Below are 23,236 nucleotides of genomic sequence, written 5' to 3' on the forward strand. Positions count from 1 at the left end.
TATTTTTTGCCTTCTCTTTGAGTTAGCGGGTGCAAAAGTAGAACCTTTTTTTTTATTACCAAAACTTTAATACACTTTTTTTTGAGAAAATTGTATCTCCGTTTTGTTATAACTAAATTGTAAAAGAACTATTCCTCTTGCGGGGTGCAAAGATAACATCTTTATTTACTAAATACCAAATCTTTTTTTATCCTTTTATCAAAAATAAAATTCGTAGGATTTAAGTATTGTTTAATAAAGAACGTCGCTCTGAATGCGGGTGCAAAACTAGCAACTTTATTCGGATTTCCTAACCTTATACTAATCTTTTTTTAAAGTATTTTCTTAGCTTCTGAAGCACAATAAGTTACATAGCAAGAATTCTTGATAAAAAAGTTTTGCAAGGGAATTCAACTGAAAAAACAAGGCCATAGCCCTGATCGTAGCGGCATCCTTTTTGGTTACTAGACTTCCTTTTTTGAAGTGTAGTAACCAAAAAGATATAGCGGAGAGCAGGAAAGAGCTGCTAATTAAGTTTTACTTTTTCTTTATTTTTTGCTGCCCAATTTACTCTTAATTCGGATTCTGAAATTGGTTTTTTAGCTTCTTGTTTTGCTAATTTCCCTTCATCGAAAGCACGTTGAAGATAGGATTCAATATAAAAATCTTCTGGGACTTCCATGGGATCATACGTTTTCTTTAGATCGATATTAAATAATTTAGCGGTATTGTTAGACCAAAATGCTTTCCAGCCACTTTTGTAATTCTTTATTAAATCGAAAGTGGTTTGTCCGGTTTGACGATTAATGAGTTTGACTAAAATTTGCCCTTGTTTTTGAGATAATTTTTTAAGCTTTGGTTCGAACTCTTCATTTAAGTACTTTTCTACAAGTTTAAAATATTTTCTTTTTTCTTTTGGAGATTTTAGCTTTGCCATTGTAGCATTAATTTGCATTAACTTTTCGGCAGTTAATTTTGCATACGGATATACTACTCGCACTCTAAACTCGAGTAGTTTTATTTGTTCGCGTTCAGCTTTTGTAAGTTTTACAGTATTTTCATCAGAAATAGTGACCTCTTCAATTATTATTTCTCGAATCGTATCTGAATCTTTAATATATTCAATAGTATCGGACACACCCGAACCTTCTCCTTCTTGTGCAGAAAGTGATAAAAAATTTAAAAACAAAAGTGTTATAAAAATAGTACGTACCATATCGTAATATATTAAAGTGTAAAATTATAAATTTTATTAGCAAGTTAGATGCCAATTTTTTATTTTAGCAAAAAAAGTTTGAATTTTATGAAAAGTATTTTAAAAGATAGTTCGATTGCATTTTTAGAATCGTATTTAAATAACGCATCGCCAACAGGTTATGAAAGTGAAGGACAGAAATTATGGATGAATTATTTGAAACCATATGTGGATACTTTTATTACCGATAATTATGGTACTGCAGTTGGGATTATCAATCCAGATGCTCCATTTAAGGTTGTAATTGAAGGGCATAGTGATGAAATATCGTGGTATGTAAATTATATTACTGATGACGGATTGATTTATGTAATTAGAAACGGAGGAAGTGATCATCAAACCGCGCCTTCAAAACGCGTGAATATTCATACCAAAAAAGGAATTGTACGTGGTGTTTTTGGATGGCCTGCTATTCATACAAGAATTGCTGGAAAAGAAGAAACCGCAAAAGTGGAAAATATTTTTATTGACTGCGGTTGTAACACTAAACAAGAAGTAGAAGATTTAGGCGTTCACGTAGGATGTGTGATTACTTATCCTGATGGTTTTGAAATTTTAAATGAAAATAAGTTTGTTTGTAGAGCCATAGACAATAGAATGGGTGGTTTTATGATAGCTGAAGTGGCCAGACTTTTAAAAGAAAATAAAAAAACACTTCCTTTTGGATTGTATGTAGTTAATGCTGTTCAAGAAGAAATTGGCTTAAGAGGTGCAGAAATGATTACGCAAAGCATTAAGCCGAATATTGCCATCGTTACAGATGTAACACACGACACCTCAACACCAATGATTGATAAAAAAATTCAAGGTGATATTAAAATGGGAAAAGGCCCTGTAATCGCATACGCACCTGCTGTACAAAACAAATTAAGAGAATTAATTACTGATACCGCAGATGAAAAGAAAATTCCATTTCAACGAAATGCCACATCTAGAGTTACTGGAACAGATACAGATGCTTTTGCATACAGCAATGGAGGCGTTCCTAGTGCATTAATTTCGCTGCCTTTACGATATATGCACACTACAGTAGAAATGGTGCAAAGAGAAGATGTTGAAAATGTGATTAAATTGATTTACGAAACATTGTTAAAAATTGAAAATAATCACGATTTTTCATATTTTAAATAACATTTTTTAGTCTAAATATGATATTGCAAAATGAAGCTATAGCTAAAAAATGGTTTGAAGCATTTAACTCGCAAAACCTTGATGATTTATTATATTTATATGATGAATCAGCCACGCACTTTAGTCCAAAATTAAAGATAAGAAAACCAGAAACCAATGGTTTAATAAAAGGGAAAAGCGAATTAAGAATTTGGTGGAATGATGCGTTTGACAGACTTCCTACTTTATACTATAAAGTGACTTCGTTAACATCCAACAATAACAGGGTGTTTATGGAATATGTTAGACAAGTTGAAGGCGAAGAAGATATGCTTGTTGCAGAAGTTTTAGAAATTGATGCTGGTAAAATAGTTTTTTCCAGAGTGTATCACGGATAATACTTTTTGAAAATTAATTTGGCTAGTTCATAGAACTAGCCAAATTAATTCCATATTCTAAAATCTATACTCTAAAAAAATTACCATCTAATAATGACGCTTCCCCAAGTAAAACCAGAACCAAATGCGGCTAAAACAACTACATCGCCACTTTTAATTTTACCTTTTTCCCAAGCTTCTGTTAAAGCAATCGGAATAGATGCGGCGGTCGTATTTCCATAATTCATTATGTTGTTGTACACTTGATCATCAGACAATTTAAATTTCTGCTGAATAAACTGGGAAATTCTTAAATTCGCTTGATGCGGCACTAATAAACCAATATCTGAAACTTGTAAATTATTGGCTATTAAGCCTTCATTAATGACTTCACTAAAACGAACTACTGCATTTTTAAATACAAATTGTCCATTCATATAAGGAAAATAACTTTCATCATTTGGATCATTATCTGCAAGAATATCTGTAACCCAGCGTTTTCCCATTCCTGGTGCAATAAGAGCTAATTCTTCTGCGTGTTGCCCTTCGGAATGTAAATGAGTTGATAAAATTCCTTTATTCAAATCTTCTTCTCTGGAAAGTACGGCTGCTCCTGCTCCATCTCCAAAAATCACTGAAACACCTCTGCCTTTATCAGACATATCTAATCCGGTTGAGTGTACTTCGGATCCAATTACTAAAATATTTTTATACATCCCTGTTTTAATGTATTGATCCGCAATTGAAATCGCATACACAAATCCAGAACATTGATTTCTAACATCTAATGCACCTACTGTTTTTAAACCTAAATCACGCTGTACTAACACGCCAGGACCTGGGAAATAATAATCTGGTGAAAGTGTGGCAAAAATTACAAAATCAATATCTTCTTTAGCAACATTTGCACGCTGTATAGCTATTTCTGCAGCTTTTACACCCATAGAAGTAGTGGTGTCTTCACCTCTAATAATATGACGACGCTCTTTAATTCCTGTTCTTTCCTGAATCCATTCGTCATTGGTATCCATTATTTTGGATAAATCATCATTTGTTACAATGTTTTCTGGCACATAATAACCTAAGCCCGATATTTTTGAGTGGTACATTTTATTCGATTTATTAAGCAAATTTAAGAAAAATATGCTATAATTTATTATTTATATTTTGGTAATTATTCCTTAATTTTAAGATTGATGATACTGTGTTTATCAATTTTAAATTCTGATTCAAAAAACACAAGTTGATTTTCAAATTTGGCTTCAGTTAAATAATATTTCCCTTTAAAATAGTAAGAAACTACCTCAACTTGAATGTCAGATTTTTCTACAATTTGCAATTGATTGGGATAGATTAACTGCATTTTTCCATTTATTTCTATTTCATTTACTTCGCCAAATAAAGCCGCAGTATATTGATATTTAGGATGGTTATATAATTCAAGAGGGGTTGCTTTTTCTAAAATAGTTGTATCTTTTAAAACAATTACCTCATCTGAAAATGACAATACATCATTAATGTCGTGACTTGCAACAAGAGTTGTAATTTGTTTTTCTTTTAAATATTGAAATATTTTTCTTCTTAATTTATTTTTTCTAAAATTATCAATGTGCGAAAATGGTTCATCTAAAAGTAATACTTCTGGTTCTTGTGCTAAAACTCGTGCCAACGCCACACGCTGCATCTGTCCGCCACTTAAAAATTTGGCTTTTACGTGCTTAAATTCAGACATTTCTACCAAATTTAAAAGCTCATCTATTCGATTTTGTTTTTCTTTTGGATAAAAATTTGATAAAAATTTCCCAACGTTTTCCCCTACTGTTATAAATGGCATTAAATCGAAATCTTGTGCTAAATATTTCATAAAAGGCATTCCGGGTATAAGATGAAATTTCGGACCTAAAATAGGTTCTGACTTCCAAGAAAGATTGCCTTCATCGCAGTCATATAATCCGTAAATTAATTTCAATAAAGTACTTTTTCCGCAACCACTTTCTCCAATAACGGCTAATTGTTGCCCTTCATCTAAAGTAAATGTTAGATTTTGTAATATAATTTTTTCTTGATAAGAAAAAGAAGGAATGGTTACGTGAAGCATTTGCGAATAGTAAGAAAATAATTCTAAAAATAAAGTGTAAATATATTACTTTAAATGTAACCAAAAAAATTTGATGTTTTTGATGAAATAAAAATGTCAATTTGTCAGCAAAAGTAATATTGGTACTTAATTTGACTACTTAAACTACGTAAAATTAATTTAAATAAATACAATATGACATCAGGAAAAATTAATGTTTCGGTGGAGAATATTTTCCCATTGATTAAAAAATTTTTGTACAGCGATCACGAGATTTTTCTTCGTGAATTAATTTCTAACGGAACCGATGCCACTTTAAAATTAAAACATCTTACCAGCATTGGTGAAGCGAAAACGGAATACGGGAATCCGATTATAGAAATTAAAATTGATAAGGAAGGTAAAAAACTTCACATTATCGATCAAGGTATTGGTATGACTTCAGATGAAGTGGAAAAATACATTAACCAATTGGCATTTTCCGGAGCAGAAGAATTTTTAAATAAATACGAAGATTCAGCTAAAGATTCTGGAATAATAGGACATTTTGGTTTAGGATTTTACTCTGCTTTTATGGTAGCCTCTAAAGTTGAAATTTTTACAAAATCATTTAAGGACGAGCCAGCTGCGCATTGGACTTGCGATGGAAGTCCTGAATTCACTTTAGAACCTCATACTAAAACCGATAGAGGTACCGAAATTGTATTACACATTGCAGAAGATTCATTGGAGTTTTTAGAAGAGTATAAAATCCGTGAATTACTTACTAAGTACAATAAATTTATGCCGATTCCAATAAAATTTGGAACTAAAAAAGAAGCATTGCCAAAACCAGAAGATGCTGGAGACGATTATAAAGCGGAATATATTGATGTTGATAATTTCATAAACAACCCAAATCCAGCTTGGACCAAACAACCGAGCGAATTGTCTGATGAAGATTATAAAAGTTTTTATAGAGAATTATATCCTTCACAATTTGAAGAACCTTTATTTCACATTCATTTAAATGTAGATTTTCCTTTTAATTTAACGGGTATTTTATATTTTCCAAAATTAGGTTCCGACTTACAAATTCAGAAAGACAAAATTCAACTATATCAAAATCAAGTTTTCGTAACGGATAATGTTGAAGGAATTGTTCCTGAATTTTTATTAATGCTTAAAGGTGTGGTAGATTCACCAGATATTCCTTTAAACGTTTCTCGTTCTGGTTTACAAGCCGATAGTAATGTGAAGAAAATTTCAAATTACATTACACGAAAAGTAGCTGATAAATTGAAATCGTTATTTAATGAAAATAGAGCGGATTTTGAAGCAAAATGGAGCGATATTAAAATTGTTTTAGAATACGGAATGCTTTCTGAACCAAAATTTTATGAGAAATCGGGTGATTTTGTTTTATATCCTACAACTGAAAACAAATATTACACGTTAGCAGAATTAAAAGAAGCAACTAAAGATTTACAAACAGATAAAGATGGAAAATTAGTTGTTTTATACGCATCAAATAAAGAAACACAACACAGTTATATTGATATCGCTACCAACAAAGGGTATCAAGTATTGCTATTAGATTCTCCAATTGTGTCGCATTTAATTCAGAAATTAGAAGCAGACAACGAAAATCTGACTTTTGCACGAGTTGATGCCGATCATATTGATAAGTTAATCAATAAAGAAGAAGTGCAAATTTCTAAATTATCAGATACTGAAAAAGAAACCTTAAAAACGTCTTTAGAAGCTGTAATTCCGAAAGCGTATTCTGTACAATTGGAATCATTAGATAGTGATGCTACGCCATTTATAATTACGCAACCCGAATTTATGCGTCGTATGAAAGAAATGAGTCAAAGTGGCGGAGGCGGTATGTTTGGAATGAGCAACATGCCCGAAATGTATAATTTAGTAGTAAATGCGAATTCTGAATTAGCAACTTCAATTTTACAAGCTAATGAAGAAAATCAAAAAGAATTAGTTAAAAATGCTTTAGATTTAGCTAAACTATCTCAAGGTTTATTAAAAGGTGAAGATTTAACTGCTTTTGTAAAAAGAAGTTTTGAAACCTTAAAATAATAAGCAATACATATTTTATAAATCCTGACAGTACATTTTTTCTGTCAGGATTTTTTTATATATTGCGATTAATATTAATTATTACAGTGCACTTAAATGAAAAAATTTTGGTTACATATTTTGAAAATCATAGTGCCAATTTTTATTTTCTTTTTGGTTTTAGAAATAGCTATTCGTAAAATACCTAACGACTATCAGCTAAAAAAATCCTATTTAGATAAAAATGCTTCAAAAATTAACACCCTTGTTTTAGGAAGTTCTCATAGTTTTTATGGCATTAATCCTGAATATTTTTCAAAGCAAACATTGAATGCCGCTTATGTTTCACAAACATTAGATTTAGACGAAGAACTCTTACATCATTACAAGGATAAATTAACGAATTTAGAAACAGTGATTATTCCTATTTCATATTTTAGTCTGTTTGAAACCTTAGAAACTGATGTTGAAAAATGGCGTTTAAAAAACTACATCTTGTATTATGGTTTTGAGAATAAATATCATTTTACAGATAATTTTGAAACTTTAAATCATGATATTTTATTAAATATAAAAAAAGCAGTAAAACATTACGCTTTAAATAAATCATTTATAACTTCGTCTAATTTGGGTTGGGGAACAAACTTTAATTCAAAAGAAAGAAAAAAATTTGAAGGTCAATATACTGCAAAAAAACATACTGCAAAAAACTTTAAATTATTTGATGGAAATATAAAAAGTCTTCAGAAAATTATTAAAATGTGTCAAAAAAAGAATATTAAAATTCTATTTATTACCACGCCTGCTCATGTTTCTTATTTTAAGAATTTAAACCAAATTCAATTGTCTAAAACAATTAAAACTATAAATGAATTGGTTCAAAAAAACCAAAATTGCAGTTATTTAAATCTATTGAAATCTGACAAATTTATAACAGCCGATTTTTATGATGCGGACCATTTAAATGATATTGGTGCAAAAAAGTTATCTTTATTACTTGACAAAAAAATTAATTCCCAATAACTGTTCCTTCTTCCTTTTTGTCGTCTTTAAGTATGTTTTGTTCTATTTTTGCTGCCTTATTTTTTGTTGGTAATTTGTAATTTATTGTAAAGCCAAATTTTCGAGTATCACTTTTATTATAAGATAATAATGGATCATTTATTGGGCGGAACAAACTTCTATTCATATTAAAAATATCGTCTCCAAAAATTGTAACCGTTAATTGATCTTTTAGGAATTTCTTACTAAAAGTCATATCTAAATAATTATTAAATGGTTTGTCGGCAACAAAATAAAAGTAATTTCCACCTGAAGTGATGAAACCAAACTCTGTAATAAATTTAATATCTTTTGGTAAAATTATTTGCGACATTAAGTTTAAATTCCAAAAACCTTTTGTGGTAACATTTGGAATTTGATGCAATTGATATCCCGTATAAAGGTATAAAAAGTTGATTTTGTCTGGATTAAAATCAAATTTCATCGTTTCTTTTAATCCTTTTGTAAATAGCATATATGGCAAAGGAAGTGCAAAATTAAAATTATGTATTTTAACTTCCGATACGTTAAAATTACTACTTTGAACTAAATTTCCATTTAAACTTACTTGTTGAACCACTTGATTTTTTACACTACTTAAGTTGTACCCTAAATAAGCGTAATCAAAAGCACTAATTTTAACTTCAAAATTATCAAAAATGGTAGGTTGTAAATTTGGATTTCCAACCGAATTTAAATTCTGGTTTTGATACGTGGTATTGTTCGGATTTAATGCAGAAGTAGATGGCAATGTAATTTTCTTGTTGTAATTCATATTTAAGAAAATTTGTGGCGAAATATTATATTGTACCGTAGCGTTTGGAAACCATCTAAATTGGTCAAACGGAATCAAATCTGCAGTAGTTGTTTTTCCGTTAATTTCATATTTTTCGGCTCTGGAACCTAAAATAAAATCGAACTTATTGTATTTCGCTTGAAACTCTAAATAAGTGGAAGCAGTTGTTCTTTGATAGTCTAAATTTATGCTTCCAAAATTTTCAGCTTCAAAAAGTAATTTTTCATATAAGGCACCAAAACTAACTTTTCCTTCATCTAAAATTCGTAATCCTTGCGAGTAGTCAAATTTTCCGTTGTAATAATTTTGGTTCGAAAAATTATCTAAAACTGCATTTCTAAAAACGTTTGAAAACAGGTTGAAATCATTTTTATTGTTGTTATAATTAAAAACAAAATCTAATTTTTGACTTTTATCATCAAATCTTTTCTGATACGTTATTGTAGCATCTTGTCGAGTATTATGGGATTTTCCTTTATCTGAAGTAACAAATCCTAAACCAAAACCTTCTGTTTCACTATCGCTGTTTGCCACATTAATATCATAATTCAACAATAACCTATCTTTATTAATATCAAAAGTAATCCCAGATTTTAAAAATTGCGATCGATTTATCTTATCACTTTCTACTTTTGATAAAATAGTGTTAGAACTGGTATTTAAAAATTCGGACCAAGTGGCGTTTTCACGATAATTTTGTCCAAAATTTAATTGCCACCCAAAATATTTATTCTTAGCATTTAACAACACACTATTATACGTTCTAAAACGTGAAGTATCGTAAGTATTAAAAGCCGAACTACTCGTATAAGTAGCACTTAAGTATTTTTTTGCGTTTCTATTTGTAATAATATTTAAAATCGCACCACCGGAAGTTGCTGGAAATTCAGCTCCTGGCTGCGTAATTACTTCAATTCGTTCTACAGAATTAGCGGGCATTCCTTCTAAAAAAGAATTTAATTCTAAACTTGAAATATTTAATGGTCTTCCATCTAAAAAAACCTCTAATTGTTTTCCTTGATACATCATTCCTGCCACATCTGAAGAAATTAATCCTGGCAATTGCTTGATGGTTTCCATTAAAGTTCCCGCATTTAAATTCGGTTGATCCGAGATATTAAAAATAGTTCGATCTGGTTTTTGCTCAATGGCTTTTTTCTGTTTTACAATTTTTACTTCTTCAATCTGATTTTCTTTTTGAATATCGTCTTTTTTTACTTTTGTGGTATCTTGAGCAAAAGCAAAAAGAACAAAACAAGTGGAAAATAAGAAATTTAGAATAAGCTTTTTCATAAAAAATAAATAAATATTTGAATTTAGTTACTTGTAAGACGAAAAAATGAGCTAAAAGTTACATTATATTTTACATAAAAAAGTATCTTTAAACTTTATTAATTTAAATTAAAATTACTTCTGATGAATCTTCCTATTGAAACTCCAGCATTATTGTTTTCAGCAACTTCATTAATTTTATTAGCCTATACCAATAGATTTTTAACCATTGCTCAGATTGTACGAAGTTTAAAGAAAAACTACGACCAAGATCAAAATAAATCTATTTTAGTTGAAATTAAAAACCTCAACCAAAGAATCACATTGATTAGATATATGCAACTTTTTGGTGTATTGTGTTTGTTTTTGTCTGTTTTTGCGATGTTTTTACTGTTTTTAAACTATGAAACTGCTGGGATTTATATTTTTGGCATCAGTTTATTGTCGTTACTTATTTCATTAGGTATTTCGTTTTGGGAGATTAGCATATCCGTAAATGCGCTTCGAATTCATCTTAAAGATTTAGTTGAGGACGAAAAAAATTAATCGTCATTTTTATAACTACCTTTGTTGACTTTATAAAAACAGATTAATGAAAAATAATGTACTAAAAGGTGTTTTTCTTGTTGCATTAGGCGCTACCAGCTATGGAATGTTAGCAACGTTTGTAAAATTAGCATACAAAGACGGCTACACAACGGCTGAAGTAACTTCTTCACAATTTATCTATGGAATTCTTGGAGTATTATTAATTAATTTATTTCAAAAAATAGTTAATAAAGAAAAAGCTCAAAAAGCAAGCTCAAAAAATATTTTCCAACTAATGGTTGCAGGAACTTCATTAGGAATGACAAGTGTTTTTTACTATTTGTGTGTAAAATATATTGACGTTTCAATAGCTATTGTACTTCTTATGCAAACCGTTTGGATGGGCGTTTTATTAGAGTGGATTTTAGATAAAAAACGACCTTCTACCCAAAAGATAATTTCGGTAATTATTGTTTTATTTGGAACATTTTTAGCTACAAAATTATATGAATTTACAATTCAATTAGATTGGAGAGGCATATTTTGGGGTATTTTAGCTGCAGCTTCATTTACCACAACTATGTTTACAGCGAATAAAGTAGCTTTGGAAATTTCATCCGCACAACGAAGTTTGTATATGCTATTAGGTGGTGCCGTAATTGTATTTTTATTTTCGGCTTTTACACAAGTTGGTTCTTTAAACATTGAGATTTTCAAGAATTACGGATTATTTTTAGCGCTTTTCGGAACAATTATACCACCAATATTACTAAATGCGGGTTTTCCAAAAACAGGACTGGGCTTAGGAAGTATTGTTGCTTCTTTAGAATTACCGGTTTCAGTTCTTATGGCGTTTTTAATATTAAATGAAAAAGTAGTTATTTGGCAATGGAGTGGCATCGCTTTAATTATTTTAGCTATTGTGATAATGAATCTTAATTTTTCAAAAAAGGAACACTAATTCGAAAAAATAGCAATAAATTAGCGGTGTAAATCATCGCTTTTTTTATGCTTAATTTATTTGATAAAGAACCTATATTTTTAAATTTACCCGATGCCGAGTTTATTTATTATCCAAATTTTTTCTCTAAAGAAAAAGCCGATTTATTTTTAGAAACCCTATCTAAAGAAATAGCTTGGCAACAAGATGACATTACCATTTTTGGAAAAAAAATAGCTCAACCAAGATTAACAGCACTATACGGTAATGAAGGAAAATCCTATGGATATTCGAATATTGTTATGCAACCTCATCCATTTAATAGTGCTTTAACCTTCATAAAAGAAGAAATCGAAAGTGCTATAAACGAACACTTTACAACAGTTTTACTAAATTATTATAGAAACGAAAGAGATAGCAATGGTTGGCATTCCGATAACGAAAAAGAATTAGGCAGAGATCCCGTTATCGCTTCCGTAAGTTTTGGAGAAGCAAGAATGTTTCAAATAAAACACAATACAAAAAAAGAGTTCAAGCAATCTTTATTATTAGAACATGGTAGTTTATTAGTAATGAAAAATGGTGCTCAAATTCATTATAAACATCAAATCCCAAAAGCCACTCAACCTAAAAACCCAAGAATAAATTTAACTTTCAGAAAAATTCTTTAAAAAAAGCCTCTATTTTTTTGCTTCAAAATATTTTTTTTAATAATATTGAATAATAAATTAAAAATAAGATAGAATAATTAACAAATTATGCTTTTCACTAATGAAAAAAAGTAAAAAGATTGAACTAAATTACGAAGATACAGAACGTGTAATTAGTATGGCTCAAGAGGAAAAAAAGCCTTTTGAAGTAATTAAAGAAGAATTTGGTATTTCCGAAAGCGAGGTAACGGAAATTATGCGAAAAAAACTTTCTAAAGATAATTTTGAACTTTGGAAAAAGAAAGTTGCAGCAGGAAAACCTAAACCAAAGGCATTTAAAACCAACGTTTTAGATGACGACATTGATGATTTAGATAGCAAATATTATTTCAAAAATAAATTCGATTAATAAAAATCCTGTCTGATACCTATCACGACAGGATTTTTTTTGTAACAATTTTATACTTTTAACTACTTATTCCATAGAAAAAACAATATAAAAATGAAAAAAATAGTACTTACCCTTAGTTGCGCCATTTTTTTAATGAGTTGTAAAACATCTAATGTTACTTCAACTGTAAAAAATGATGTTTCTGTTAGCATTGATTTAGTAAATATAACTGACGACAAAGTAAAAGTTACAATAATTAATCCTACAATAACAACTGAAACTACCACGTTTAACATTCCTAAAATTGTTCCAGGAACCTATTCTGAAGACAATTACGGAAGATTTGTGGACAATGTTAAAGCGTTTGACAAAAAAGGAAATCCTTTAAAAATTGCTAAAATGGATGAGAACTCCTACACCATCTACGAAGCAACTAAATTAGCCAAAGTAACTTATAATGTGAGTGACACTTTCGATACAGAAGGCGGTGCTGGTTTTGGCGAAAGCGAAGATATATTTTCACCTGCTGGGACTAACATTAAAGCTGGAGAAAACTTTATGCTTAACACGCACGGTTTTATAGGCTATTTTGAAGGAAAATCCGAAATTCCTTATACTGTTGAAATAAAACACCCGGCAACTTTATGGGGAGCTACTTCATTAGTTGATACCAATCCAAGTAATGAAGTTGACATCTTTACTGCAGAAAGATATGGCGCTTTGGTCGACAATCCTATAATGTATTCTAAACCAGATTATACTGAGTTTAACGTTGAAGGTATGGATATTGTAATCAGTATTTATTCTCCAAATGGAAAATATAAAGCGGCTGATATTACACCAGAAACTGAAAAGTTTATGAGAGCTCAAAAAAAATTCTTAGGTAAATTTAACGCCAATAAAAAATATACGGTTTTGTTATATCTTTCTGATATGGCAGCTAAAGATGCAAAAGGTTTTGGTGCTTTGGAACATATGACGTCAACAACCGTCGTAATGCCAGAAATGATGCCGTTAGAAGCATTACAAGAACAATTAAAAGATGTAGTTTCACACGAATTTTTTCATATTGTAACACCGTTAAGTGTTCATTCAAGAGAAATCCATTATTTTGACTTCAACAAACCTCAAATGTCTGAACATTTATGGATGTATGAAGGAATTACCGAATATTTTGCGAATTTATTCCAAGTAAATCAAGGATTAATATCTGAAGAAGATTTCTACAAAAGAATGAATGGTAAAATTGAGGAAGCAAATGCTATGAATGACAAAATGAGTTTTACAAAAATGAGTAAAAACGTTTTAGAACAACCTTATAAAGAGCAATACTTAAATGTATATCAAAAAGGAGCTTTAATTGCTATGTGTATTGATATTCAAATGAGAGAATTAAGCAACGGACAAAGAGGAATTCTTAGTTTAATGCAAGATTTATCTAACGAATTTGGAAGCAATAAACCATTTAAAGATGAAGAATTATTTGCTACAATTACAAAAATTACATATCCGCAAATTGGAGAATTTTTAAATACCTACGTTGCTGGTGAAACTCCAATTCCTTACGAAGTGTTTTTTGCTAAAATGGGTGTTACAAAAGGTAAAACCATCGCTACAGGAAATCCTTTTCTAAAAGACGGAAGAACGCCATTAATTACAGTTGACGGTGCTACAAAACAAATTAAAGCTTTAGAAGATGTTAGCAATAATATTTTTATGACTTCTTTAGGAATTAAAGGTAATGATGTTTTAAAAGCATTTAATGACAAAGAATATAATTTAGACAATATATACGATTTAATTATGTCAAGCGAATCTTGGAAAGACGGCGATGCTATTTCAGTAACTGTCATTAGAGATGGAAAAGAAATTGTTTTAAAAGGTAAAATTAATTTACCTAAAGAAGAAAAATCTGGATTTATGGCAACGGATAAAACAAAAGAAACAATTAAAAATGCTTGGTTAAAAGGATAATCAATAAGTAAAGACCAATATAAAATCCTCAAATTACTATTAATTTGAGGATTTTTTTATTTTCTTTGTACTTCATATAAATTGAAATCAACACCTGTAAAATGAAAAAAATAGTTACAATACTTTTAGTTACCATTTTAGTAGCTTGTAGTAAAACAGAAAGCAATAAAACTGGAAACTTAGAAATATCTGGAAGTGTAGACGGATTAAAAAAAGGAAAACTATACATTCATAAACTAAATGATACTAATTTAGTAATTTTAGATAGTATAATAATCTCTGGGAAATCTAACTTTGACACCAAAATACAATTAGATGAACCACAAATGTTATATCTAACTTTAGATAGAGGAACTACTGAATCTATAGATAATAGTATTCAATTTTTCGCAGAACCAGGTAAAATGAAAATAGAAACTACTTTACAAGGTTTTTATTCTAATGCAAAAATTACAGGTTCAGAAAATCAAAAAGTATATGAAAAATTCTTAAAAATTAAGTCGAAATTAAATGATGAAAACTTAGATTTATTAGAAAAAGAATTAAAAAACAAAACAGCAAATAACGCAACAGTAACAGAAGAAATTCAAAACAAACGAGATAAATTAACCATTAGAAAATATTTATATACAGCTAATTTTGCACTTATAAATCCAAAATATGAAGTGTCGCCTTATATCGCATTAAGTGAAATTCCAGATGCGAATATTAAATTATTAGACACAATCAATAAAATGTTAGTTCCAAAGGTTGCTAAATCTAAATATGGAAAACGTTTAAATGAATGGATAGCTGAACGAAAAAAAACAGAAGAAAAATAATATTATTTCTTTTGTCATTTTGAACTTGTTTCAAAATCTATTTTAATATAAAATTCTTTGTTTTGAGATTCTGAAACAAGTTCAGAATGACAGAATTATACAATTCCTTTCGTTATGAAGCTAATTATAGACTCGACTTTTAGTAAAATAAACTATTCTAACGAATTATTTGAAATTGCCGAATACGATACCTGTGTTTTTAATTCTTGTACATTTATTAAAACAACACTTTCAAATAGTGTATTTACAAACTGTGAGTTTATTAATTGTAATTTTGAAACTCCATTTGTAAGCCATACTTCTTTTAAAGAAGTAACTTTTCAAGAATGTACGATTTTAGGATTGCAATTTGAATACTGTAATGACTTTTTATTTGAAGTTTCATTTGATTCTTGTATGTTACAAGTATGTTCATTTTTCAAAATGAACTTAAAAAATTCAAAATTTAAAGATTCAAAAATTATTGATGTGGATTTTTCTAATACTACACTTACTGGTGTTAAATTTGAAAATTGCGATTTATCAAAATCTATTTTTGACGCAACCAATTTAGAAAAAACAGACTTCAGTTTAGCATTTCATTTTTCAATAGATCCTGAAAAGAATAAACTAAGTAAAACTAAATTTTCAAATGAGAATTTAAGTGGCCTTTTAAATAAATATGATTTGGATATTATTTAATTTCTAACCGAGAAATTAAAGGAAAATGATCGCTATTATAAAAATCATTTAACGTTTCAAAACTATTAATTTGAATGTTTTTATCGGCAAAAATATAGTCAATTCGAGCTGGATAATATTTAAAATTATAGGTTTTACCAAATCCTTCCCCATTTGATTCAAAAGCATCCTGCATTGACCCTTTTATGGTTCTGTACACAAAAGAAAAAGCACTATTATTCATATCGCCACATATAATTTTTTTATACTTGCAATCCGTATAATGCTGTTTTAACAATAAAGCTTGCTCCTGTTGTTTGGTAAACGCACTACTGATTTTTCTGAAAATATATTTTGTTTTAGATTCGTTCATTTTCTGAATTTCCTCTTCTTCAATATCGGTACTAATTTTTATGGATTGCAAGTGCATACTGTAAATTCGCAACGTATCTTTATCTTTAATAATATCGGTATAAACCGCATTATTTGTAGAATTTGGAAAATTAATAACACCTTTATCTATAATTTTATATTTAGAAAAAATAGCATTTCCTACGATAATGTTTTTACCTTCTTTAAATACGTTTTTGTACTTATAATTCGAAAATTGTGTTTTTTCTAAATTCGAATACTCTTGAACACATAAAATATCTGGATTTTTCTCACTAACAAACTCAGCAATTTTGGTTGGAATATTCGCTTTTTTGTTCCAATTAAATTTGTTGAACAAACGAACATTATAACTCATTATAGTGAACTCTTTTTCCGATTTTGGTAACGTTGTGGGTTTTAAATTATAAAACTTATTGATAAATGTAATGCCTAAAAGCAACACCAAACCAGAAACGAAAATATATTTTTTAAATTGTAATAACCAATACATAAAAAACAATAAATTCACCACCAAGAAAAAAGGTAAAAACAAGGTTAAAACACTTAAAAAAGGAAACCATTTAGGTGCTAAAAATGGTAATAAGTAAGCCATTAATGTAATAATAGCAACTATTACATTAAAAAACAACATTGTTTTTGAAATAAATGACATTTTTTTTAGCATCTATTTATTGGCTGCAAAAAGAAATTCTTTTTCTTCTTTGGTTAAACTTTCATATCCCGATTTACTAATTTTTTCGAGTATTTCATCAATTTGTCTTTGTGTAAAATTTACATCCGAAACACGAACGGATTGATACTTTTTCACGGACTTGTTTTTATACACTTTTTTAAATGTACTATTTTTTTTCTTTTTAATTGCAAAAATCGCACTTATATCAATTCCTTTTTTCATTAACATAGCAAAAACCAATCCAACTAAACCACCAGACAAATGTGCAATATGACCACCCGTATTTTCAGTTAATAATTGTGCTACATCTATAAAAATATAAAAAACTGCAATATGCCAAATTTTCAAATAGCCAATTAAAGGTAATCGTAAAGAATAATTTGGCGCAAATGTAGCAACAGCCATAAAAATAGCCATAATGGATGCACTTGCACCAACTATTAAATTAGTATAATTAAATAAATATCCGTAGGCTACAAAAATTAATCCTGCAAAAAAACTGCCTAAAAAATAAACTGTTAAAAACTGTCTGGTAGTAAAAAAGGTATAGAACATGGTACTTATGTAATACAAAAAAATCAAATTAAATAATAAATGAATTGGTTCGGAATGCAAAAAACCATAAGTAAATAATGTCCACGGAAACCATAAAACATCTTTATAATTAGAAGACAAAGCCAACCAATTTGGATATTGAAACTGATTTGAAACAAAACTAAAACACAAAGCACTAACAATGAACACCAAAACATTAATAAAAATTAACTTTTGAGAAACATCACCTGTTTTATATTGTTGTTTTATTTCGTTTAAAATACTCATTTAACGCATCGCTTTTTACTTTTTACTTTTCACTTTTTCACCTAATTCCATCTGGTATGTGTAAACTTATTGTTTCGCCAAAGCATCATTAATAAAAAACCAGTTAAAGCACCACCAATATGGGCGAAATGAGCAATATTACCTCCGCCAGAAAAAATTGAAAAACCAGTTACGCCTGAAAATAAATCTAAACCTACAATTATTGGTACGAAAAACTTCGCTTTAATCGGCACTGGAATAAACATCATCATTAATTCTGCCATAGGAAACATAAAGGCAAAGGCTACTAATAAACCATAAATAGCACCTGAAGCACCAACACAACTTCCATAAATTAAAGATAATTTATCAAATTCAGCTTGGGTACAATCTACATTATTTAAAATCTGATTTACTTTTCCTGTAGTTTGCCCTGCCGAATTAAACACATCGCTTAAAGGCGTGTCAAAAATAATTTGCATTTCTTGAGAAGTTAGTCCTAATTCATTTATGACTTGATGAATTTCATAGTAATTCATTCCAGTTTGAACTAAAGCTGCACCTAAACCACAAGCAATGTAAAAAAACAAAAACTTTTTTCCACCCCAAAAATGTTCCAAAGCCGAACCAAAAGAAACCAGTGCAAACATATTAAATAAAATATGCATCAAATTTGGCATTTTCGCGTGCATAAACATATGTGTAAAAGGCTGCCAAAATCGGAACTTTTCACTTTCGAAATAAAATAAGGATAACGTTTCATAATTTTGAGGCAGCACTTGACTCAAAATAAAAACCAAAACATTTATAATTAATAGTTGTTTTACAACCGGTGTCATATTATTGAACATACTTAAAATCTTTTATCTAAATCTTCAGAGGTTAATGTAATAAAAATTGGTTTATTAAAGGGCGATACATTAGGTTCTTTACAAGCAAATAAACTATTCACTATGTTTTCTAATTCAATTGTATTCAAATATTTACCAGATTTAATTGCCACACTTTTTGCCATAAATTTAGAAATACTATCACTTAATGAAAAACTATCTTCAGGTAAATTTTCTTGCAAATTGTAAATTAAATCGTGTAAAATTTCTGTAACATTTGTATCTGAAATTTGAGCTGGTAAACCTGATATAACTAATTCATCCAATCCCATTTTTTCAAAAGCAAAACCTATTCCTTCTAAATTGGGTTGAATTTCTTTTAAATACACCATTTCTTCTCTTGAAAACTGAAGTTCTAAAGGAAACAACAACTGTTGACTTGAGGCTTGATGAACGGTAATGTTTGTTAAAAATTGTTCGTACAAAATACGCTGATGTGCCCGACTTTGATGAATTACCAACAAACCCGACTTAATACTATTTATAATGTATTTTCTATTGAATTGATATAGTAAAGTCTGACTTTCTGTCGATTTATCATCAAATAATGTACTGGCCACTAAATCATTTTCAAAATTTGTAGCATTAACCTCAAAAGTATCTTGTTTTAAATCGGTATACAAACTCTCCCAATGGGGTTGCGCCGATTTACTTTTATCGTAAGAAGGCGAACTTGAGTATTTTTTAATTTCAGGTTCAAATGGATTAAACGAACGATCTACCTGAATGGTTGGCGTGCCTAACGTTTTATCTTTATAATCATATGGAACATCTAAATTAGCATCTCTCTCAAAATCCAGAATTGGCGCTACATTAAACATACCTAAACTGTGTTTTACTGTTGCTCGTAAAATGGCATACAAGGCTTGCTCGTCGTCAAATTTTACTTCTGTTTTTGTGGGATGAATGTTAATATCGATAGTGTGAGGCGGCACTTCTAAAAACAAGAAATAACTGGGTTGATTATTATCTCGCAATAAGCCATCATAAGCATTTATAATAGCGTGATGCAAAAATGGGCTTCGTATAAATCTATTATTTACCAAAAAAAATTGCTCTGATCTGTTTTTCTTTGCAAATTCAGGCTTTCCTACAAAACCAGTAATTTTTAATATTTCAGTTTCTTCTGTTACAGGAACTAATTTTTCATTTGTTTTACCTCCGAAAATATTTACAATTCGCTGGCGATAATTAGAACTTGGTAAATTAAATACTTCACTACCATTACTAATCATAATAAAGCTAATTGTAGGATGCGCCAAAGCTACGCGTTCAAACTCGTCAATAATATGTTTTAATTCAATATTATCCGATTTTAAAAAATTTCTTCGCGCAGGAATATTGAAAAATAAATTTTTTACTAAAAACGAAGTTCCTTTTGGCAAAACAGCTACATCTTGTGTAATTACTTTACTACCTTCAATGATGATATGAATACCTAATTCTTCTTGATCTTGTTTGGTTTTTAATTCTACGTGAGCGACTGCAGCAATTGACGCTAAAGCTTCACCTCGAAATCCTTTTGTATGAAGAGCAAACAAATCTTCCGCGTGACGAATTTTAGAAGTAGCGTGACGTTCAAAACACAATCTCGCATCGGTAACGTTCATTCCTAAGCCATTATCTATAACTTGAATAAGCGTTTTCCCGGCATCTTTTACGATAAGTTTAATTTCGGTTGCCTTTGCATCAACAGCATTTTCAACCAACTCTTTTACTACAGAAGCAGGTCGTTGCACCACTTCTCCAGCAGCAATTTGATTGGCTACGTGATCAGGTAATAATTGAATGATTCCAGACATTAATCTGTTTTGTTTTTTATTTTGGTTATGTTACAAATTTAAGAAATTAAAAACGTATTTTTATATCTCAAAAAATACAAATTTGTAAAAGTTAATAACAAAATAGTTATTTTAAAAATAAAAAATCACAGATTACCATATTGGAACCCGTGATTTTTGTTTTAATTAACTTTATTAAAATTTAATATCGTTTATTCAAATCTATCATTTTTATTGCGGCAATTGCGGCTTCTACACCTTTATTCCCGTGTTTCCCTCCACTTCTATCAATAGATTGTTGCATGGTATTATCTGTTAACACACAAAAAATTGTAGGCACATCATAAAGTAAGTTTAAATCTTTCATACCTTGGGTTACGCCTTCGCAAACAAATTCAAAATGCATCGTTTCGCCTTTAATTACGCAACCAATAACAATTACAGCATCTAACTCTAATTTTTCGTGCATTTGTCGGGCACCAAAAATCAGTTCAAAACTTCCTGGAACATTCCAACGATTTATATTTTCTGGCAAGGCGCCACAATCGGTTAATGCTGAAATTACTCCATTATACAACCCTTCAGTTACAGTATCATTCCATTCTGAAACAACAATCCCAAACCGAAAATCTTTCGCGTTTGGGATTGTATTTTTATCGTATTGAGATAAATTTTTATTTTCGGTTGCCATTATTTTTCCAATGAAGCAATTAAAATATCAACTGTACTTCCTTCTTGAGAAGTTTCATATTTTTCTTTGATTGTTTTTAAATAACCTAGTGCTTCATCATTTCTCTTTAAAACGATTGCCATATTAGCTGCTTTTAATAAAAATCTTGGCGTCACAAAATCATTTTCATCTACATTAGCGGCTTCAACGTATAATTTCAACGCTTCTTCATTATTATTTAATTCGGCATTTGCATCACCTTTTGCACCGATAGCCAACGCGTGTAAATTTAATTCTTTTGTAGAAAAATTATCTAAATGCTCAATTGCTTTTTTGAAATCTTTCAAATGTAAACAAGCCATTCCTGCAGAATATTCTGCTAAATTAGCTGCTTTTGTACCCGGATATTCAGAAATAATTCCTTCAAAACCTAATTTACCTTCACCACCTTTTAAAGACAATTTAAATAAAGAATCTTGTTTTTCTGTAGCGTCAACCGCTTTTTGAAAATACATTTGCGCTTGATTCATTTCTTTAAATGCTTCTTCTTGACTTGGAGTTGCAACATATTTATCATATAAAATATAAGCTAATGTACCAATTGCAACTGCTAGTATAACTCCTAAAATTGCTTTTTGGTTTCTTATTACCCACTCTTCTGTTTTATTTGCTGTTTCATCTAACGCATTAAACACGCCAGCAGTAGTACTTTCGTTTTCGTTTACATTAATTTCATCTACACTTGTATCAAATGCTGGATCTTTTTCTACTTCAGGTTTTGGTGATTTATAACCTCTTTTATTATATGTTGCCATTGAACTAAAATTTTATTAGAAGTGCAAAAATATACTTTTTATTTAAATTTAAAAGTGCTTTTATTTATATTTTTAAAAATTGAACTTACATTTGTACTCGAAAGTGTAATTTTTGCCACTTTTAACCAAAAAAACGTGATTTTAAAAAAACTATCTTTACTTAATTATAAGAACATTGCCGAAAATTCATTTGAATTTGAAAGCAAAATAAACGCTATTGTTGGAAAAAACGGTATTGGAAAAACAACCATTTTAGATGCCATTTATCATTTAGCGGTTGGTAAAAGTTATTTTAATCCACTTTCCACGCAAAATATCAAACACGGTGAAGAGTTTTTTGTTATTGATGGGGTTTTTGAAAAAGAAAATCGTACCGAACAAATTATTTGTAGTTACAAAAAAGCACAAAAGAAAATTTTAAAACGCAACGGAAAAATTTACGAAAAATTTTCAGAACATATTGGTTTGATTCCTATTGTGATTATTTCGCCCAGCGACACCGATTTGATTATTGAAGGCAGCGAAACCCGAAGAAAATTTATTGATAATGTAATTTCTACTTTTGATACTTCTTATTTAAACACATTAATAAATTATCAGAAAACGTTACAACAACGTAATGCATTATTGAAGTATTTTGCTTTAAATCAGGTTTTTGATGCAGATAATTTGAGTATTTACAACGAACAATTATCGGAATTTGGACAACTAATTTTTACCAAGAGAAAAGATTTTTTAGAAAAATTCATCCCTGTTTTTCAAGAATTATATGAAGTTATTTCAGAAAATGCCGAAAAAGTAACTATTGAATACGAAAGTCAACTTTATGATGAAAATTTGGATAACTTACTAACTCAAAATCTTCAAAAAGACAGAATTACGCAATATACCACTTGTGGGATTCATAAAGATGATGTTTTATTCAACATTGCTGGTTTTCCGGTTAAAAAATTCGGATCACAAGGACAACAAAAATCATTTTTAATTGCTTTGAAATTAGCGCAGTTTGATTTCATCAAAAAACATACAAAAACATTGCCGATTCTACTTTTTGATGATATCTTTGACAAGTTAGATGCGTTTAGAGTACAACAAATTGTGAATATGGTAAACAATGATGTTTTTGGACAAATTTTTATATCCGACACACATCCTGAACGTACGGAAAACATTATAAAACAGACGCATAAAAGCTATAAAATATTTAATATTTAGATTTTCAAATCTTAAACATTAAGACTGTAAAAAAAAACAATTCAGCGAAACTTTGCGATTTCTTCGTGAATC

At 29.5% G+C, this 23,236-nt stretch carries 22 protein-coding genes; 12 read left to right on the forward strand and 10 right to left on the reverse strand.

Annotated features, from left to right (window positions below; genetic code table 11):
* Nucleotides 1-505: 505 nt before the first annotated feature.
* The gene (locus tag ACIQ16_RS01965; RefSeq protein ID WP_353079227.1) at nt 506-1,195 is read right to left on the reverse strand and encodes a DUF4294 domain-containing protein; all 690 of its coding nucleotides are present in this window, start codon (nt 1,193-1,195) and stop codon (nt 506-508) included.
* A gap of 87 nt (nt 1,196-1,282) precedes the next feature.
* On the opposite strand from ACIQ16_RS01965, the gene ACIQ16_RS01970 reads away from it, so the two are divergent.
* Together ACIQ16_RS01970 and ACIQ16_RS01975 are read left to right on the forward strand one after the other, a co-directional pair.
* The gene (locus ACIQ16_RS01970; protein ID WP_396148315.1) at nt 1,283-2,365 is read left to right on the forward strand and encodes a M42 family metallopeptidase; all 1,083 of its coding nucleotides are present in this window, start codon (nt 1,283-1,285) and stop codon (nt 2,363-2,365) included.
* A 17-nt stretch (nt 2,366-2,382) separates the two neighbouring features.
* A complete protein-coding gene (locus ACIQ16_RS01975) occupies nt 2,383-2,742 on the forward strand; it encodes a nuclear transport factor 2 family protein (protein ID WP_396148316.1) in 360 nt (119 codons plus the stop codon).
* A gap of 80 nt (nt 2,743-2,822) precedes the next feature.
* On the opposite strand, the gene ACIQ16_RS01980 is transcribed toward ACIQ16_RS01975, so the two are convergent.
* A complete protein-coding gene (locus ACIQ16_RS01980; RefSeq protein WP_396148317.1) occupies nt 2,823-3,830 on the reverse strand; it encodes a 3-oxoacyl-ACP synthase III family protein in 1,008 nt (335 codons plus the stop codon).
* Between the two features lie 65 nt (nt 3,831-3,895).
* Nucleotides 3,896-4,819, reverse strand: coding sequence for an ABC transporter ATP-binding protein (locus ACIQ16_RS01985; RefSeq protein ID WP_396148318.1), 924 nt, complete (start codon nt 4,817-4,819; stop codon nt 3,896-3,898).
* Nucleotides 4,820-4,993: 174 nt separating this feature from the next.
* Here ACIQ16_RS01985 and htpG point away from each other — a divergent pair, with 174 nt between their 5' ends.
* A complete protein-coding gene (htpG, locus tag ACIQ16_RS01990) occupies nt 4,994-6,874 on the forward strand; it encodes a molecular chaperone HtpG (protein WP_396148319.1) in 1,881 nt (626 codons plus the stop codon).
* Nucleotides 6,875-6,970: 96 nt separating this feature from the next.
* A complete protein-coding gene (locus tag ACIQ16_RS01995) occupies nt 6,971-7,876 on the forward strand; it encodes a DUF1574 family protein (protein WP_396148320.1) in 906 nt (301 codons plus the stop codon).
* On the opposite strand, the gene ACIQ16_RS02000 is transcribed toward ACIQ16_RS01995, so the two are convergent.
* On the reverse strand, nt 7,863-9,983 hold the full coding sequence (locus ACIQ16_RS02000) for a TonB-dependent receptor domain-containing protein (RefSeq protein ID WP_396148321.1): 2,121 nt from the start codon (nt 9,981-9,983) through the stop codon (nt 7,863-7,865). The genes ACIQ16_RS01995 and ACIQ16_RS02000 overlap by 14 nt on opposite strands.
* A 123-nt stretch (nt 9,984-10,106) precedes the next feature.
* On the opposite strand from ACIQ16_RS02000, the gene ACIQ16_RS02005 reads away from it, so the two are divergent.
* The 7 genes from ACIQ16_RS02005 to ACIQ16_RS02035 all read left to right on the forward strand — a co-directional run bounded on the left by ACIQ16_RS02005 (nt 10,107) and on the right by ACIQ16_RS02035 (nt 15,947).
* Complete coding sequence (locus ACIQ16_RS02005) at nt 10,107-10,508, forward strand: DUF2721 domain-containing protein (protein WP_396148322.1); 402 nt, start codon at nt 10,107-10,109, stop codon at nt 10,506-10,508.
* A 46-nt stretch (nt 10,509-10,554) separates the two neighbouring features.
* Complete coding sequence (locus ACIQ16_RS02010) at nt 10,555-11,451, forward strand: EamA family transporter (RefSeq protein WP_396148323.1); 897 nt, start codon at nt 10,555-10,557, stop codon at nt 11,449-11,451.
* A gap of 47 nt (nt 11,452-11,498) precedes the next feature.
* Entirely contained in the window at nt 11,499-12,101 is a 603-nt protein-coding gene (locus ACIQ16_RS02015) for an alpha-ketoglutarate-dependent dioxygenase AlkB family protein (protein WP_396148324.1), read from the forward strand.
* Nucleotides 12,102-12,201: 100 nt separating this feature from the next.
* Nucleotides 12,202-12,489: a TIGR03643 family protein gene (locus ACIQ16_RS02020; protein ID WP_353077860.1), complete on the forward strand. Its 288-nt coding sequence runs from the start codon at nt 12,202-12,204 to the stop codon at nt 12,487-12,489.
* A 93-nt stretch (nt 12,490-12,582) separates the two neighbouring features.
* A complete protein-coding gene (locus tag ACIQ16_RS02025; RefSeq protein ID WP_396148325.1) occupies nt 12,583-14,445 on the forward strand; it encodes a peptidase M61 in 1,863 nt (620 codons plus the stop codon).
* 101 nt (nt 14,446-14,546) lie between these two features.
* On the forward strand, nt 14,547-15,266 hold the full coding sequence (locus ACIQ16_RS02030; RefSeq protein ID WP_396148326.1) for a DUF4369 domain-containing protein: 720 nt from the start codon (nt 14,547-14,549) through the stop codon (nt 15,264-15,266).
* Between the two features lie 114 nt (nt 15,267-15,380).
* On the forward strand, nt 15,381-15,947 hold the full coding sequence (locus ACIQ16_RS02035) for a pentapeptide repeat-containing protein (protein WP_396148327.1): 567 nt from the start codon (nt 15,381-15,383) through the stop codon (nt 15,945-15,947).
* Here ACIQ16_RS02035 and ACIQ16_RS02040 read toward each other — a convergent pair.
* The 6 genes from ACIQ16_RS02040 to ACIQ16_RS02065 all read right to left on the reverse strand — a co-directional run bounded on the left by ACIQ16_RS02040 (nt 15,940) and on the right by ACIQ16_RS02065 (nt 21,949).
* Entirely contained in the window at nt 15,940-16,971 is a 1,032-nt protein-coding gene (locus ACIQ16_RS02040) for an endonuclease/exonuclease/phosphatase family protein (protein WP_396148328.1), read from the reverse strand. The two genes, ACIQ16_RS02035 and ACIQ16_RS02040, sit on opposite strands and share 8 nt — an antisense overlap.
* Before the next feature lie 12 nt (nt 16,972-16,983).
* Nucleotides 16,984-17,814 carry a rhomboid family intramembrane serine protease gene (locus ACIQ16_RS02045; RefSeq protein ID WP_396148329.1) on the reverse strand — a complete coding sequence of 277 codons (831 nt, stop codon included), beginning with the start codon at nt 17,812-17,814 and terminating at the stop codon, nt 16,984-16,986.
* A 41-nt stretch (nt 17,815-17,855) separates the two neighbouring features.
* Nucleotides 17,856-18,644 carry a rhomboid family intramembrane serine protease gene (locus ACIQ16_RS02050; protein WP_396148330.1) on the reverse strand — a complete coding sequence of 263 codons (789 nt, stop codon included), beginning with the start codon at nt 18,642-18,644 and terminating at the stop codon, nt 17,856-17,858.
* Nucleotides 18,645-18,646: 2 nt separating this feature from the next.
* Entirely contained in the window at nt 18,647-20,485 is a 1,839-nt protein-coding gene (mutL, locus tag ACIQ16_RS02055) for a DNA mismatch repair endonuclease MutL (RefSeq protein ID WP_396148331.1), read from the reverse strand.
* A gap of 181 nt (nt 20,486-20,666) precedes the next feature.
* Entirely contained in the window at nt 20,667-21,155 is a 489-nt protein-coding gene (ribH, locus tag ACIQ16_RS02060) for a 6,7-dimethyl-8-ribityllumazine synthase (RefSeq protein WP_396148332.1), read from the reverse strand.
* The gene (locus tag ACIQ16_RS02065; protein ID WP_396148333.1) at nt 21,155-21,949 is read right to left on the reverse strand and encodes a hypothetical protein; all 795 of its coding nucleotides are present in this window, start codon (nt 21,947-21,949) and stop codon (nt 21,155-21,157) included. The genes ribH and ACIQ16_RS02065 overlap by 1 nt, the downstream gene beginning before the upstream one ends.
* A 135-nt stretch (nt 21,950-22,084) precedes the next feature.
* Between ACIQ16_RS02065 and recF the strand changes: the two genes are divergently transcribed.
* Nucleotides 22,085-23,164: a DNA replication/repair protein RecF gene (gene recF, locus ACIQ16_RS02070; RefSeq protein WP_396148394.1), complete on the forward strand. Its 1,080-nt coding sequence runs from the start codon at nt 22,085-22,087 to the stop codon at nt 23,162-23,164.
* Nucleotides 23,165-23,236 lie beyond the last annotated feature (72 nt).

Source organism: Flavobacterium sp. (assembly GCF_044360715.1).
Taxonomy (GTDB): domain Bacteria; phylum Bacteroidota; class Bacteroidia; order Flavobacteriales; family Flavobacteriaceae; genus Flavobacterium.